Annotated in this window: 13 protein-coding genes; all 13 read right to left on the bottom strand. The window is 38.1% G+C overall.

Features of this window, described 5'->3' with window-relative positions:
* Window positions 1-13: 13 nt before the first annotated feature.
* The 13 genes from EHS13_RS18125 to EHS13_RS18180 all read right to left on the bottom strand — a co-directional run bounded on the left by EHS13_RS18125 (window position 14) and on the right by EHS13_RS18180 (window position 16,391).
* Entirely contained in the window at window positions 14-418 is a 405-nt protein-coding gene (locus EHS13_RS18125) for a GPW/gp25 family protein (protein ID WP_155701714.1), read from the bottom strand.
* A 328-nt stretch (window positions 419-746) separates the two neighbouring features.
* On the bottom strand, window positions 747-1,463 hold the full coding sequence (locus tag EHS13_RS18130) for a phage baseplate assembly protein V (RefSeq protein WP_155701715.1): 717 nt from the start codon (window positions 1,461-1,463) through the stop codon (window positions 747-749).
* A complete protein-coding gene (locus tag EHS13_RS18135) occupies window positions 1,460-2,572 on the bottom strand; it encodes a phage late control D family protein (protein ID WP_155701716.1) in 1,113 nt (370 codons plus the stop codon). The genes EHS13_RS18130 and EHS13_RS18135 overlap by 4 nt, the downstream gene beginning before the upstream one ends.
* A 6-nt stretch (window positions 2,573-2,578) precedes the next feature.
* Complete coding sequence (locus EHS13_RS18140; protein WP_155701717.1) at window positions 2,579-3,214, bottom strand: CIS tube protein; 636 nt, start codon at window positions 3,212-3,214, stop codon at window positions 2,579-2,581.
* 14 nt (window positions 3,215-3,228) lie between these two features.
* Window positions 3,229-9,300: a hypothetical protein gene (locus tag EHS13_RS18145; RefSeq protein ID WP_155701718.1), complete on the bottom strand. Its 6,072-nt coding sequence runs from the start codon at window positions 9,298-9,300 to the stop codon at window positions 3,229-3,231.
* A gap of 16 nt (window positions 9,301-9,316) precedes the next feature.
* Window positions 9,317-9,784, bottom strand: coding sequence for a phage tail protein (locus EHS13_RS18150; RefSeq protein WP_155701719.1), 468 nt, complete (start codon window positions 9,782-9,784; stop codon window positions 9,317-9,319).
* A 5-nt stretch (window positions 9,785-9,789) separates the two neighbouring features.
* Window positions 9,790-9,957 (bottom strand): DUF6760 family protein, encoded by a 168-nt coding sequence (locus EHS13_RS37380; RefSeq protein ID WP_319633433.1) that lies wholly within the window; start codon window positions 9,955-9,957, stop codon window positions 9,790-9,792.
* Window positions 9,958-9,977: 20 nt separating this feature from the next.
* Window positions 9,978-10,355 carry a phage tail assembly protein gene (locus EHS13_RS18155; protein WP_155701720.1) on the bottom strand — a complete coding sequence of 126 codons (378 nt, stop codon included), beginning with the start codon at window positions 10,353-10,355 and terminating at the stop codon, window positions 9,978-9,980.
* 104 nt (window positions 10,356-10,459) lie between these two features.
* The gene (locus EHS13_RS18160) at window positions 10,460-10,894 is read right to left on the bottom strand and encodes a phage tail protein (protein ID WP_155701721.1); all 435 of its coding nucleotides are present in this window, start codon (window positions 10,892-10,894) and stop codon (window positions 10,460-10,462) included.
* A gap of 39 nt (window positions 10,895-10,933) precedes the next feature.
* Window positions 10,934-12,655, bottom strand: coding sequence for a phage tail sheath family protein (locus tag EHS13_RS18165; RefSeq protein ID WP_155701722.1), 1,722 nt, complete (start codon window positions 12,653-12,655; stop codon window positions 10,934-10,936).
* A 111-nt stretch (window positions 12,656-12,766) separates the two neighbouring features.
* Entirely contained in the window at window positions 12,767-13,570 is an 804-nt protein-coding gene (locus EHS13_RS18170; protein ID WP_155701723.1) for a hypothetical protein, read from the bottom strand.
* 11 nt (window positions 13,571-13,581) lie between these two features.
* On the bottom strand, window positions 13,582-14,151 hold the full coding sequence (locus tag EHS13_RS18175) for a Pvc16 family protein (RefSeq protein ID WP_227013979.1): 570 nt from the start codon (window positions 14,149-14,151) through the stop codon (window positions 13,582-13,584).
* Window positions 14,152-14,159: 8 nt separating this feature from the next.
* Complete coding sequence (locus tag EHS13_RS18180; protein WP_155701724.1) at window positions 14,160-16,391, bottom strand: ATP-binding protein; 2,232 nt, start codon at window positions 16,389-16,391, stop codon at window positions 14,160-14,162.
* Window positions 16,392-16,424 lie beyond the last annotated feature (33 nt).

Raw genomic sequence — 16,424 nt, forward strand, 5'->3', positions numbered from 1 at the left:
AACCCCATTATCTTTAATTTTTGGATCCTTCATTTATGTAAAATGGAAATACTAGATTATGCATATTATTGGTAGAACGAACTATGTAAGAAACTGTAACTAATAATTTGCCTGATTGACTGCGATCCAGCTCTGCTTCTACTTCTATATCGCCAACACGTGCTTCCCATTCTCTAATCGACTCTTTTACTTCTGACTTTAATAAGTTAATGGTGGTGCTGTCTGTTAAACCGAACAGGAATTTTTGAATACCGCTGCCAAAATTGGGCCTCATGACTCTTTCACCTTTGGTGGTACCAATAATAATGCGTATGGATTCGGCGATATCTTCTTCAAATTCAGATGTCATGATGCGACCTGTTGTCTCATCGACTTGAATTGGGAATTTCCAGCCTCTTCCTAAAAATGCATTTCCCATAGGGGACCTCCTAAAAGTTTATTGGTGATTGAAGATTTAGTGATAAAGATAAAGATAAAACAGAAAACTACAACTATTCACAGTTGCGATCCTATATGCACCACGGGTTCCGTTGCAGACGCGTTTCCTTTTATTTAATGGGCCTCCGGAACGAAGAAACACGTCTGCAAAAGTCACCTCTTAGGTACATACAGCATCTCCACTACTCATGCATTTAAATGCTAAACTTTAAATCTAAACCTCAAACCAACACCACAAACCAACCACAAACCAACACCACAAACCAACACCACAAACCAACCACAAACCAACACAATAAACAGTTAGATCAGTTTATTTTAACTAAAGAACCTTTGATGGTGATCATGCCGTCGGATTTGATGTCGAGGGCGGCGCCGGCTTTGAGAGAAAGCTGGGCGGATGCTTCGATCTGGACTTGTGTTGACTTGATTTTGATCGCTTTTGAGCTCTCGATGGAGATGTCGCCTTTAGCGTTCATGGTTATTTTGGAGGTGCTGCTTTTGATTGTAATTTCATTGGCAGAGCCGCCTTTGATTTCAATCGAGTTATTTCCGCTTTTTTCAGCAATTTTAATTATATCAGTTTTATCCATAAGCTCAACAATTTGTCCTTTTTTTGTCTTAATGGTAATTTTTCCATCTGCGGCATCGTCACCAAAAATGATCTCATGACCCTCTCGTGATTTGATTTTACGGATGTTATTATCCTTGCCTGCTTCTGGTGAAGGCTGGTCTGTGTTCCAGAGCATGCCGATTACGAAAGGCTCGCGGATATCGCCCATATGGAAAGCAACCAGCACCACATCGCCTACTTCAGGGATGAATAAGCTGCCGCGATCCTTGCCCGCCATAAAAGTTGCAATTCGAGCCCAATCGGTTTCATGCTCGCCATCAAGAATAGGCAGCTTTAGCTTAACTCGAGCAAGCTTTTCCGGGTCCTCATTATTCGTAACAATGGCCACCATAACCCCATCGACACGATTGGAGTATTCCGTATGCGCTTGAAACAAATCATCAAAATTCATATTGCGTTTCCTCTCACATAGAAAAAGGTATTGTACCCACTCTCATCAACTGTGTGGGTAACAGCTGAGATATAGTAAGGCTGACTGAGTTTTTTGCCTAGTCCCTCTAGCTTGATATATCGACCTGCTTTAATCTCTGGCATACCAAGGGATTGGCCACTTCCAGTTATTAAATCCATCGAAACGTGATTGAGCTTGGATTTGGCTATATCTTTGCCTTCATCCGCGGAGTCCAAAACCTTATTGGATTCATATCGGTCGAAATACGAGCCAATGGCTTTTAACAAATCAGCACCCGTTTTAGTGTTGGTACCCAATTTCTTGATATCGGTTGAGACTGCCTTTGATTCGATAATTTCCGTTTTATTCGTTTTAAAGCTGCGAACAGTATAGGAAGCAACCTGTGAAGCCAGATTCACATCGGCATTAAAACTAATTAAGGAAATTCCCCACATGAGATTGACCACTGGTGTCATGCTCGTTAAAGGCTTCCGAAAATACAAGGATTTGCCAAATACAAAAAAATCGTAATTGGTTCTTTTGGCCAAGTCAGCCAGGAATTGAAAATCAGATTGCTCTTCTGTTTTGGCAATTTTGATCATTTGATTAGCTGTTGCATCGACGACAGACTTAAGACCGTATTTTCCACCAATTTCTGTGGCTATATCACTGAATTTCTTTTTGTCCCAAGAGGTCGATTTATTGCTAGTCATCATTAGAAATGACTTATCCATCCCTTTAATAATAATATTAGGTGTATCATCCTCGCAAGTAAAGGAAATCGATGTGATTATTCCCGAAAAAACCGTCTCCAGCTTATCGACATAACCCATTTGAATCTCTATTTCTTTACCTAATGCAAAATACTCATCTACCCAAAGAAATTCCCGTTTAATCAGATCGAAAGCATTAATGACCACAAACGAGAAAGTATCCGCTTTTGAATCTATACTGGATTCTACGACAACCTTTGTAATAGCAGCGGGCGTTTCTCTGACTATTTTGGTCCCTTCTATAATCACTTCGACAGTTGGGGAATAGAAGTTACCATATTTTTTTTCTAGATCCTCAAAGGTAAATGTACTCTCATCTAAGGTTAAGTCACCCATTAATCATCACTCCAGCCGCGGTACTACTATTTTTTTACCTGATTGAAGCAGGCGTGGGTTGTCAATTCCATTGGCATTAGCGATATCACGCCATAGGGCTGGATTTACATACTCTTTAGCAGCAATCATCCACAATTGGTCCCCTTGGTTGATCGTCTTCTGTTTAGTCCTATCTGCTGAATTTCTCGGCAGCTTTTTGAGCTGCTCCGATTTGCTCATCCATGCCTTAAAGGTCACATTCAAAGTTGCACGAACAGGTACACCTTCTCCAGAAAACATCGTAAACTTTTGCGAGACATTCGTTACAACGCCAGTAAAGTTAAGATTTCCCCAAACAAAGCGTACTACAGGCGGAGCATGCAAATCGGGAATGATATCAAGTAAACCGCTGATTTTTGAGGTGTGGAATCTCACATCGGATTTAGCCTCATAAGTATCAAAAAACAACTCCATAGTCAAGGTGTCGCTTTCTCCACTGTCAAACTGAGCGATTGGCAACGAGAGTCCCTTTACTTTTGCCCAATTATATGAATTGGAGGAAGCTATCGAGTAATCAGATGGGTTGAATAGAACATCGAATTGTTTTTCAAATTCAAGTGTACCCGAAATATCGACAAAAATTTTCGCTTTTACAAAGGCCATTTTGCTTCAGTCCCCTACATACCTCGTCTTTGTCTTTCATACGTGAAGCGTTTTTGCAATTCTTTATAGACACGATCGACAATTTTATCGAATTCGAGCTTAGTGATCGGTGTCACTTTGCCATTAGTTTGATCTGTTGCGGAAGCTAATTGTTCCTTCTGATTTAATACATTAGCCACGCTTTGTTGGATCGGCTCAGCTGATGTGGATTTGGTTTTTAAATATTCAAGGGTAGTTTCTGATTGTGCCATTAAAGCAGCAATTTCTTCTGAAGTTTCCGTTGTTTCATGACTATTTCTTCGATTAACTAAGAATGATTCCGTGTTACTAATAAGTGATCGTTCATAGCTTTCGGTATTCTCATTGCGAATTTCACGCTCGGTGCTTAGATTTCGTTCGTTGGCTACTATCAATTGTGTCGTTACTTTTTCGATAAATTGTTGATTGATTTGATTCTTCTGTAGTGAATGCATGGAAACGGAATGATCCGTTTGTGTTAGAATATCATTGATTTGTGCGCTAACGACTTTCTTGGTAAGCAGCTCACGGAACAAAATATGCGTCTCAGCTGAGCGAAATGATGTATTCAATAATGCCTCCCGCGCACGGAATGGAATGACAGAACGATTATTTCGATCCATTAATATCTCTGGTCTTGGACGTTCCTGAGTTCTTGATCTTAATAAAGTATCGGTAACGGATTGGACAATAGTATGATCTGTATAATTGCGATCTACGAGCACTAAATGCGGACGCGTTTTTGTTTCATTAGAAGCTGTTATAGAATCAACTGCTGATAATTGTTGTTCCAGCTCTTGCTGCGCTTGTGTAATTACCTGTATTTGAGCTTGAGTTGAGATTTGTTTGTCATTAGTTAATGTCATTAATTGAGCGGAATAATTGATTTCATTGATTCGTTCTCGAACTATTTTTTCAGTCAGATTCTCGTGATAGGTTAATGTTACTGAATCCGCATGCTCCACTACATCTCGTAGAATCGTTGTTGGGTTGGTATTATTTTGGTTATTATTTGCAGCTAAAATAGTGTTATACACAGAAGTTAGTGCAAGATCCCTGTGATCTACGTTTTGTTGTTGGGATATCGCTTCTGTTAATCTACGTTTTATCTGCTGAGTCGGCACTAACTTAGTTGAATGACTGCGATACGAAAACTTTTGATAAATAAGTGGACTCAAGCTGCTTAAAAAACTGATGACTGGTCCACTGGTTCTATGCAATTCTGTTCTGTGATCTTTAAGCTGATGGATAACCTGAAGTAGATTTGGTACAGGTTGTCTATTGACTGACGATCTAACCAGCTCATCTTTTACAGCTCTTTCGAGAACTTGCATGACCGTTGCTAGTCGGTTGGTTCCATTCTGCTGACTATTAACTGCAACTGCGGCAGCTTGTAAACCACGATCTATAAGCATGCGATCAATTAATTTCAAGCTTGTTTTCTCTTTAAACAGTTGCGTATTCTTTTCCAATAAGTGATTGATTGTCATTATAGGATGATTGGCAAAAAACAGTAAATTCTCATGGTGATCAGGAAAAAGCTGCAATACCGAGGTTGCTCCACCAATTCGCTCATGAATAATTTTAGCGGTTAGATTCTGTTGGTTGTAGTTTGTTTGATTGGATGATTCTTTCACGACCATGTTCAGAGAATGATTAAGGATGCCGGTAATATAAGATTCATTGGTTACTTTGGATAAGAGGTTATCCGTCAATTTCCGTGAAAGATTACGTTCTTGGCTAAATATTTTCACAGTGTCCTGAATGGATGAACGATCTAAGGTTACCCAATCTGCAGCTTTAAGCATACTCTCTGTCGTGCTTAATCGATTATAAACTCGCTCATAGGTTTCAGTAAGTAAGCTTGAAATTCCACCTCGTTCGATTACTTTACGATCCACCAGCTCTAATCTACCTTGAGAATGGGTATGTTCGATTTGCTTAGCTAATTCAGTTTTACTATAAATGTCCATATTCAGTTGATGCAGCAAAAGATTTGAAGACGATATTGGCATTTGCAAAATCAAGGAAGACAAAGCATGAATACGTTGATTTACTATTCGTTCGGTTAAATTATTGGTTTCGATATTAGCAGTATCTTGATCTAGTAATACCCCATCTTTATAAGTAATAATTCGCTTTAAGCTTCTTTTAACAGGTTTGGTAGTCAATCGATTCTGAAGTAATTGTAAAGTATATTTTTTATAAATCAATGGACTTAAGCTAGTTATTACTGTCATTGCCGGACCTGAATGTGATTGATTATAAGTATTCTGAGTGGATTGAATATCTGTATTACTGGTTAATTGTCTTAAAGAAAAGCTTAGTTGTGCCGGTACTGCCTTAAATTGTTGAACTAAGCTTAATAAATCAATATGATGATGAATTGTTGGCTGAGGTTTGATGATTAAAGTCTTATTCAAAAAACCTCGATCTATTAGTAAACGATCTACAAGTTTTATAGAATGATTATTACTGAATATAGACTCAGCAGCAATATCAACATTCTTGATTAATAGATCAGCTTTATGATTAGTTTGCTGTAATAGCTGATTTGTTACCTGTGTTGAATTGAGCTGAATGATTTGAGATAAATCACCTATTCGTTCTTGAATAATATGTCTAACTAGCTCAGGTTGAAGCTGAAAGTTATTATTGACTGAATGAGCTGTCGATTGTTGAACAAACCTATTATTCAACCAAAGCTGTTGGATCAATGCTGGGTTTAAGCCAGAGTTCAAGCTTATTTCTTGCAGAATGTTTCTACTATTCCAAACAAACGATACGTAATTAGGATTATTAGCCTTAACATGGATTGAAATCTTATTGTTCATTTCTTGCAATTTACTTGATCTTTGTTTCAAAAAGATTGCCTTTTGGATGATTTCCTTACTTTGCTGAAGAATGGAAACACGTTCTAGTCCCACAGACTGAATTAAAGACTCGCTACTAGCAAAATTTTTACGTTCAACTAGCGTTAAAGCTTGATTATTATGTTGGACAGAATTGACGTTTATTTCATTAAAGCTGGTTTTTGCTTCATTCGTTATCTGGTCCAATAAATAATTAACCGAGGTTATCGGGATGTACTGAATTTGAGCTGACCAATCATTGATATGTGTCTGAACGACTTTTTCGATGAGATTAGACTGGTTTATTGAAGTGACAACCGTATTGGCTTGAATATCTATTAAAGTTCGATTTAAATTGCTTTCATGGAGTTGCTGATTATTCTGAGTTAAGGAAAACTTCTGATATAAGCTAGGACTTATGCTTGTCTTAAATGATAGAAACTTTTGTACATTTTGTTGTTGGTTAGGTTGCTGTAAAATAGTTAGATTATGATAAGCTTGATTGTTATTGGACAAGGTCTCAGTTGAATAATTACGTTCAATAAGCTGCAAGGTGTTTAAATTAGTATATAGGGAATGTTCAATGTCTTGTTGTATATGGTCCACATAATTATGGTTTAGTACAGACTGCTGCTCGATTTTCACTGAATTCAATTGCACCCATGAGCTTAACCTTTGCTCATTGAATATCTCTGTTGGATAATTGGCTAGAGTCTGATGAGTTAAATTTGTGGGGTTTAGCTGCATAATTATGTTTTGTTCACTCATATGCTCTTGCACGATTCGACTAGTAAATAGACGATTCATTAGTTGAACGGGTGAAACCGGATATTCTAAGGCTTTAAAAACCTGCTTGGACTGCAAAAGGTTGACACGGAATTGCTGATAGACCTGGGAATTAGTATCCGTATATAGAAAATTAGATTTAAGATAAACACGATTAGTAACGTGAATAGGCTCGCTAGCTGTTTCAGAACTATTTTGTTTATTATCTTTTAGTATAAGCTTGGTATTGAATTCTGTGTGGTTGGATGCAGTTGAATCATCATCGAATTTATGAATTAAAGCATTAGCAAAATGCAGACTTGAAAGTGAAATTTCGTTTTTATAAAGATTGCCCTTTATATTTAAGTTCTTAAGTAAAGTATGTTTGATTTGCAGCGAATTTCTAGGGCTTTCGTTTATTTCAGTAGTCTTAGTATAAGAGTTGTTATCATGCTGTGAATAAGCTTGCTTCGTAAGAATAGTTTGGATGAATTTAGTGCTTTCATGTACTCTCTTATAGAATAAATTAAGGATAGTTTGTTCATTTAATAGTTCATTTCTCGTAGCACCGACATTCGTGTTTTGAGTGCGAATAATAAGCTGCAAGCGAGAAGATATGTTTAACGAGCTTTGACTTATTTCTGTTGAATCATTGTACAAATTATTTTCATTGGACACATACTCTGAATAAGCTTGCTTTTCAAATATGGATTGGAAAAAATTACTGCTTTCATGCATTCTCTTATAGAAATGATTATGGTTATTTTGTTCATTGTTGAGTTCATTTCTTGTAGCATCGATATTCGTGTTTTGATTGCGAATTATAAGCTGCAAACGTGAAGAAATGCTTTGCTTGTTTTGATTTATTACTGTAGATTCCTCATATAAATTGCCTACATCAAATTCACTATCTGAGTAAGCTTGTTTTTCGATAATCGATTGGATAAAATTACTGCGCTCATGCATTCTCTTATAGAAATAATTATGGTTACTTTGTTCATTGATAAAATCAGTTCTGCTAGCATCGACATTCGTATTTTGATTGCCAATTATAAGATGCAAACGCGATGAAATATTTAGCTTATTTTCAATTTCGTTTATTTGTCTTGACTCATTGTATTGACTGCTCTCATTGATTTCATTCAAAGAGTAAGATTGTTTTTCAATAATCGTTTGGATAAATGAGGAGCTTATCGGCATTCTTTTAAAGAGAATGTTATGGATACTTTGATCCGTTTGAAGATTGTTTATATGGTTGTTCTCAATTGTCGAATTTTGGCTTGCTATAGTTAAATTTAGGTTCTCATTCCAATGTTCATTTTCGATCGATAAACCTCGTTGAACTAAGCTGCGATCAACTAGTAATACCTTGTTTGTTACTAATTGTTCAGCCTCTACATGGGTTTGTGTAAGCTTATTCGCAATGTATTGTACAAAAGAAGAACCAAATACGGAATTATAATTTCTTAGATAATTATTTGTAAGCTTGCTAGCAGCTGGATTATTTTCAAAATATAGTGAGTTTAAAGTATTCGTGTTATTAACAGTAGTTGGATGATTTAAAAGCTGGTTTGAGATATTGAAGATTTTTTCTACAGGAAATAGAGAGCTTGAGTTCGTTTGCTCTACCCTATTGTTAATCAGCTTCTTATCAACTAGCTTTGTGCTATAACGTTTGATTTCGACAATTGGTTTTGCAAGATTCCATGTTTGATTAGCACTTGGCGGAATTGGATCTATTTGAATAAGCGATTTGATAAAGGCAACGGTCTGCGTTCGATCAGTGGTTGTGGTGATATTTTCTGTTGAAATTCTGGAGTCCCGAAATAAAGTTTTCTCTAACAAAGGGTTCCACTGCTGGATATGATGATTATTGAGGTAAGTGGCTTGTTTATTTTGAACATCAAAAATAGTAGTTGAGTTATGTGCACCATCTCGTTCACTGGCAGGCACTCTAAGATCAGCTAAACGGAAAGTTTGTTGCATAACAGCTTGTTGAATAGTTTGGATGGTCCGGCCATATGCTGGTGTTGAAAGCAGCTTACTTGCCTGTATTCTGCGTTCGATCAATTGATTAGAAATAGCTTGATTATGTGTAGTTGGGTTGGAATAGGTAATCTCTTGCTGTGAAAGCAGCTGATTTATTTGTTGGAGCTCTATATTCGAATTTAATTTAGTTTGAAGCATTTGTAAGGTTGCAGATCTTGAACCCATAAAGCGATTATTAACATGCTGAAGCTGGAGAATTTGCAATCGTAATTGAATCAAATATTGATAAATAGGTGCTGCATCTAAGGCTTCTGTAGCTACATTATCGCGAAAGGTTAGACCAAGCATCCCTAAATAATTATCGGTCGTATATTGATATTTACCGATGATGCCCAATGCAAACTGGCTATGATCCGGAATATATAAAGACCTATGGGGTGTTAAAGTCGTATTCTTGATCATGTGAATTCACCCCTTACTATTTGCCTAAAATAATAGCCTTTAAACCATTGTGAACAATTTCCAATGTTTCAATCGCAACTTCACTTTTATTGGCACTTAAGGTTGGTCCCATCCATTTAATGGGATATGCATTAACAAATTCCCATCTTCCAATGGCTACACCATAAGAATTGTTAAGTATGATGGCGCCGCCCATTCGCTTGATTGTCCCAAGTGTAAATCCTTGGTACCAGTCCCATAAGGTATTAGATTGAATGATCCCTCTTTTAAAAACCAATGGTGGATATTTGATTCGTTTTGGAAAACGATGGGTATATTCGTTTAAACCGCCTTCATTATACTCTTCAAATTCCGTTTCAACTTGCAAACCAGAAACCTCATTAAATCCAGCTTCCACTAAACCATTTATTTCTATTTCAAAGCGAAAGGCTACGACGACCTTTTTATGGTCTGCCCATTTTTTCTTATCTGCTTCAGTTACCACTCATGTCACCTCTTATTGAATACATCAAATGGATTCTCCGGTTCGTCATTCATATTGCGATTAATTTTGGAAATTTGTTCGCACCATTTTCTACGTTCGCGGTGTTCCATCGACATAATATCGTCATGAGGCCAATGAAAATAATAGGCAATAAAGCCTGCTTCCTCATAGATCTTGTCAACGGGATAACCGACTAAGCTCCCTCCGTCACGGGCTGAAAAGCCATTTCAACCTCAAAAGCATGCTCACATTTAGGACATGAAGTTTTAACAGAAACACTTTCCAATTCATTGATTTGACGATAGAAGTTCTGTAAGAAAGTAAGATCGGCTGTAAATAGCCCTTCGATAGTACGTGTGTCAATCCCACGAACATCACCGAGCTTAGTAATTACTCGTGTTAATAGAATAATCGATAGGTAGCCTGGATTTTGTTGGACACGTTGATCTCTCATTGGCAGAATTTCATCAGCAGCTGTAGCTAAACGCATGATACCTCTTTTATGTAAAGTCCCTTCCTCATCCACATAACCTCTTGGTAGCTCGAAATCAAATTCTGTCTTAAATGCCATGGTTATAATCTCCCTTAGTTTTATTGGAGAAAAAAAGGGGTATAAAGCAGAGTGCTCACGCTCCACACTCTCGCTTTACGTCCCCTAATTTTCAAGTTAACTTATTATTTGGTTCTTGTCATACCTTCATGCGCCATTTCCAAAAGTTCAATTCCTACTTCAGAAGCGGTACCATTGAAATCAGGTGCTGTGTATTTGGATGGCCAAGCTTCGATAACCTTCCAAGTAGCCACATCGCCGCCTGCTTCGTTGATTGCGATAATCGTTACTGTCTTACGAGTAACTGTTCCTTGAATCGTAGCCTGAATCCAATTGTACATATCCATGGAATCCGTGACTCCCCATTTAAGGGTGATGTTTCCGTATTTAGCTAATCCGGGAAGCTTACGCGGGGTAATTACCTCATTACCTTCACGATACTCCACTACATCAATAGATGCATCAAAACCTGAAACTTCATTAAAGCCTGCTTGAGTAATACCTTCCACTTCAACGCGGTACCTAAACTTTCTATATGGATCCTTACGTGCTCCAGCCATTGTAAACCCCTTCCATGTTTAATATTTTTGAAAGATCGATTATTCCTCGCTTGTTTTTTGCGTAATTCTGAAGATTACGAACTCGGCAGGCTTAACAGGTGCTACACCAATCACACAAATCAAACGACCATTGTCAATATCATCCTGTGTCATCGTGCTGCGACCGATGTTAATGTAGAAGGCTTCTTGCGGGCTATTGCCCATCAAAGCTCCATCTCTCCATACACGAGTCAAGAAGGCATCGATAGTACGGGCTACTCTAGCCCAGAGCTGTTCATCATTGGGTTCGAATACAACCCAATTGGTTCCACTTTTAATGGATTGCTCTAGGAAAATAAACAAACGTCTAACGTTGATATATTTCCAAAGGCCATTGGATGATGCCGTTCTTGCTCCCCAAACACGAATGCCTTGTCCTGTAAATGTACGGATAAGGTTAACGCCTTTGGGATTCAGAATGTCTTGCTCGCCTGTGTTATATTGGCAATCCAAGCCAGTTACGCCACGAACCACTTCATTCGCCGGTGCTTTATGTACGCCACGGGATTGATCGGATCTGGAATAAACACCCACCATTGAACCTGATGGAGGAACGAAAATATTGCGTTTATCTAATGGATCAAATACCTGCAACCAAGGATTGTAAAGTGCTGCATAATTCGTATCAAAAATATTACGGTGAGTCATTACATCAGCTACTTTTTTCTTATCGCGCGGAATATCAAGAATAGCAAATCTGCTTTTCAAGTTTTCGCAATGAGCAACAAGGGAAAGCTGAACATTCGGATCTGTAACACCAGGAATAGCCATAATGCTAGCTTCATCATTATCAATAAAAGCTTTAATTCCTGTTCTTTTACCAGGTCCACCTGATTCATCTCCGATATAGATATCTGGTGTGATATTATCGAATGAACCATCGCTACCACCAGAAAGAGTGATTTGGAACTTACCTGCATCCGCTGTTTCCCCAGTAAGAAGCTGGAACGGCGTTGTTGGTGTTGCTGCAGCTGAGCTATTATCTTCAACTAGAACAATATTGGATTTAGCAAGGATTTTACTTACATGGTTAGCTGCGGAGACATTCAATGAACATCTTTCAAATTCTTCCGCTTCACTTCCATAGAATATTTGAACGGTAAATTCACTAGTTTTTAACACTTTAACAGGCAAAAGATTATTGTCTGTTGGATCACCAGAAAGCTCGGATGACAACTCAATTACATTATCAAGTGAAGAAACCACTTGGCTGTATTCTTGTGTAGCACCATCGTCAAAAATGATTACATCGCCTGTATTAAAACCAGCCGAGTTTTTAACACGATACTTATTAGCGCCAACTGATTCATAAATTTGTGTTTTTGCTTTGCTTGAAGGCAAAATAACCACACGAATTTGATTTCCCCATGAACCTGGATTTTTCGCAGTTATTCCAAGAGGACTTGCAACAGCAGCATTGTCTGCAGCCTTTGCATCCGATGGAGCAACACGCATTACATAACAACGTGAGCCTCCATTCATGAAGAACTGTTCAACGCCATAGGCTAAGAAACGAAACTCCCCAAATGCATTCTCGGATAAATAAGAACCGAAAATACGATTAAAGTCATTGATTCCTGTAACCAATTCAGGAAGCCCAGCAATAGCACCTCTTTGAGCTAAACCAATGAACCCGCCTGTACTTGTACTGGCGCCCTCCAGAGGCTGTCCGCCACTATCAAACTCTTCAACATAGACTCCAGGTGATAAATATTCTGCCATTTTTACCCAGCTTTAGATTTTTAGTAAATAATCAAAATCCAAAACCAGTTCCTCCTTTCGTAACCTTTTATATAGAAAATTGAATGGCCATAAATGATTGCATTTATGAATTCAATTTACTAGTCGGATGATACCTAAGCTTTTGATAACGCCTTGCTGCAATGTTAAATCTTGAATCAGCTTTTTGTTGCCATATGTTAACTCTAGCGTGATTCCGAAGGTTGGGATGCGGTTGGGTTTGAAGAATAAGAGCACTTCTCCCTTAACATCACTTATAGATTCAATAACTGGAAATAGCAGACTTCCTTTTTCGTAGGTAGATTGCAGCGGCTTTTCTAAGCTGCAGCAACGAGTAACTTCATCGACCTTCACCAATCGGCAATATTCAGATTTACCTGAACTGTTTTGCAATAAAAACCGATCTCCAATGGTTAATTTCCCAGCTATTTGTGCAAGAAAGATTTGATCCGGGCTCTCTTCTTTACTATCTTGAGCCAATTTGGCTTTTACACATTCCACACTGGTAACCGTTGCCCTTGCTCTTGCTTGATAAACGGCGTTTTCCTGAGCATCTTTAACTAGTGCGACAAGTGATGTTGCTTCTTCACCGAAAGGATACTGTGAATTGGGCATTAAAGGTACATAAAGAATAGGCTCATTAGAATCGAGTAAATCTAGTGAAACCTCTATGATTTCTTGCACGTAAAACTTAGATTGGACAACAACCTGATAGCTTTGTATAGGTAAGTCAGTGAATATATAGTAACCATCGATTTTAGGAATTGGCTTTACTGTTAAGCCTTGAATGGATACTATATGATCTTTTCCTATAGCTGGAGCGCTTGTATAAGAATCAATTAGACTAACTGCAAATGAAAAGCTTGTCTTGATTTTTACACTTCTCACATATTCCAATGGATTGACTCCTATCCGGTTATGCTGATATCTCTTTCAACAACGCGTTTTGTTGCTTTTATACGTGTGGAATCTATATAAACGGGACCTACGGAAAAACATACTGAAAGCTTATAGGGTGAATTAGGAAACAAACTAATTAGTGTATCTAAGGGTAAATTTTCCATGACTATACGCAGCTCTTCATTCGTATCTGCAAGCGAACCTTGAAGCGCTTGTCCTTTAATAATCGAATTATCATAAAGCACCTGCAATGCTTTTCCCAATATGCGCTGTTCATCCAAAGCTCGGGTTTGCAGCTCGGCAGCAGAATGAGCAGTTAACATATAGAACAATTCAACCGTTAATGGCGGATATTGCAAGGTGCTCTGCCCTCTGCTGAGCATTTGGGTCTGTCGATCAGCACTCTCTTTGACTGAATATAGGAATAAGGAAAGACTTAAATCACCTTTATCATTGGGATGACTCAATCCGATAAATTCGGGTTGTTGAATCGGTTCATTAACCATGTTATCACGCAAAAGCTGGACAATAGTAATTCCAACATCTGCAATCACTGTATATTGAGCGATTATATTCACCCCAATCTTCACATCATATCGTATTCGCCTAAATCCTCTTTAAGCAGAAGCTTTCCAGACTTCTTTAATTCGTGTCGGGCCGCTTGGATAATGTGGTTCATTCCAATGGATTGGTTGCTAACTGCTGCTAGAAATGCTGCGGATACAACGATATTCTTAATATTGCCGCCAGCTATTTCAAACTTTTGTGCAATAAATTTAAAATCAATATCTTCGTTCTGGGGTGCTTCTGTTGGAAACATTGATCTCCAAATTTTCTCGCGATATTCGGCATCGGGAAACGGAAATTTAATCACATAATTCAAACGTCTCATGAAGGCATCATCGATATTCTGTGAGAAATTTGTTGCTAATATGGTAATACCAGCGTATTCTTCGATTTTTTGGAGTAAATAAGCCGTTTCAATATTAGCATATTTATCATGCGAATCTTTGACCTCTGAACGTTTACCGAACAATGCGTCTGCTTCATCAAAAAACAAGATCGCATTACTGAATTGGGCTTCATGAAAAATTTCGTGAAGGTTCTTCTCGGTTTCACCTATGTACTTACTGATCACCTGCGATAGATCAATTTTATAAATTTCGAGCATTAGCTCTTTAGCAACAACTTCAGCTGACATCGTTTTACCTGTTCCTGGTGGTCCTGCAAAAAGTATACTGACACCTTTTCCATAGGAAAGTTTCTTCTCAAAGCCCCATTCTCCATAAACAATATGTCTAAACTTCACTTGATTGCAGGCATTACGCAACAATTCTTTCTGTTCGGGCGGTAAAATAACTTCATCCCATAAACGTTTAGGTTTAATATGGGTGGCCTTGCTCTCTAGCTTGTGCTGCACCTGATCGTAGCAAGCTTTATGCAGCTCTTCTGAGGAAATGCTGATCTCCTCGTGATTCCGCCACTTTGCATAATAATCGGCTGTAACCAGCGATTGTTTAATTTGGCCGGGGCTGAACTTAAACTTACTTGCCATTACTCCCCAGTCAAAGCCAGCTTCGAATGTGTATTTATTCCCAAAAGCTCTCCAGAGCTGTATACGCTCTTCATCCTCAGGAATAGATAACTCAATAGAGATGAAAATTTGCTGACGATTATGTTCGTTTGGTTTCCAAGGCTTGCTCGATAGTGAAAAAAGGATGCCATTAAAATCATTCATTTCGAGATTGATCTTAGATTGAACACGTCGAGTTGCCTCATCCTCCTCAAACATAATCTCATAATGTTGAAATGCTATCACAGCGTCATGCAGAGTGGCTTCTCGAAAAATGTGTTCAAGAGGAACAGCATATTCCTGAGTTTTCTCACGCAGCACACGCAGATCAACTATAATCAATTTCTTATCCAGGTGCTGACAGAAATGCTTTACTTGGAGCTTCTTACCCATGCCCGAATTGCCCCATAAATTAAAAGTCAGACGGTTATGTAAGGGTTCTTCACTACCTTCAAAGCTTGAAGCGGCAAAATTAATTAATTTATTATGTATATCCTGACCAATAAGCAAATTCTCTAACACTTCAACTGGCTCATATATCTGATAATAGGAAGCTGATGTTTGCAGAGATTCAGATGGATTTATCAAATAGGCAATCATTCGCTCATCTAATCTAATTATTTTTGTAAGAAGGGAGCCTTTACTACTGGATTCCTCATCTTTTCTCAGAAAATATTTACTTAATTTACTGCTTGCTGCAAAAGATTGGCGAATCTGAAGCTTCTCTTCTTTATTATGGCAAAGTAAATTAAGAATTAAATCGACTGAAGGATATTTACAGGTCACATCATCTTGCAAATAACCGTAAATTTTCTCATACTTACGGTCCAGCTCCACAGCGAGACAAAGAAAAACACATTGCTCTTCTTGTGGAGTAAGATTAAAACGCATTACAGCTTGTTTCAGAGGTATCTGAATTGATGGGCTCAGTTCCAAGCGCTGACGAATGTTTGCTTCAAATGACAGTAATTGCGCATTTTCTTCATCCCACATTACTTGCAAATCGCTAATCTCATCCTTATCCTGCAACAGCGAGATAACCTCATCTTCTGTGACCAATAAACCTCTAAATTGGTCAAGCGGATTATCAGATGGAATGTTATGCATACGATTCATCTGAAATTGAACCATCATATCCAATTTCTTCAGAGAATCCATATAATAGTCCCAATAGCTTGAATAACCAACTAGTGAAATAGGACTAGATTCGGACCGTTTATCGATATCAGAAAGGTTCTTCGACAAACTAAACGCCTCGTCTCTATGAATAAAAACCAA

The organism is Paenibacillus psychroresistens (assembly GCF_009728935.1).
GTDB lineage: Bacteria > Bacillota > Bacilli > Paenibacillales > NBRC-103111 > Paenibacillus_AC > Paenibacillus_AC psychroresistens.

Bases quoted from the DNA above. Each gene is read 5' to 3' on its own strand.
- EHS13_RS18125 (WP_155701714.1), bottom strand. From the start codon at position 418: ATGGGAAATGCATTTTTAGGAAGAGGCTGGAAATTCCCAATTCAAGTC.
- EHS13_RS18130 (WP_155701715.1), bottom strand. From the start codon at position 1,463: ATGAATTTTGATGATTTGTTTCAAGCGCATACGGAATACTCCAATCGT.
- EHS13_RS18135 (WP_155701716.1), bottom strand. From the start codon at position 2,572: ATGGGTGACTTAACCTTAGATGAGAGTACATTTACCTTTGAGGATCTA.
- EHS13_RS18140 (WP_155701717.1), bottom strand. From the start codon at position 3,214: ATGGCCTTTGTAAAAGCGAAAATTTTTGTCGATATTTCGGGTACACTT.
- EHS13_RS18145 (WP_155701718.1), bottom strand. From the start codon at position 9,300: ATGATCAAGAATACGACTTTAACACCCCATAGGTCTTTATATATTCCG.
- EHS13_RS18155 (WP_155701720.1), bottom strand. From the start codon at position 10,355: ATGGCATTTAAGACAGAATTTGATTTCGAGCTACCAAGAGGTTATGTG.
- EHS13_RS18160 (WP_155701721.1), bottom strand. From the start codon at position 10,894: ATGGCTGGAGCACGTAAGGATCCATATAGAAAGTTTAGGTACCGCGTT.
- EHS13_RS18165 (WP_155701722.1), bottom strand. From the start codon at position 12,655: ATGGCAGAATATTTATCACCTGGAGTCTATGTTGAAGAGTTTGATAGT.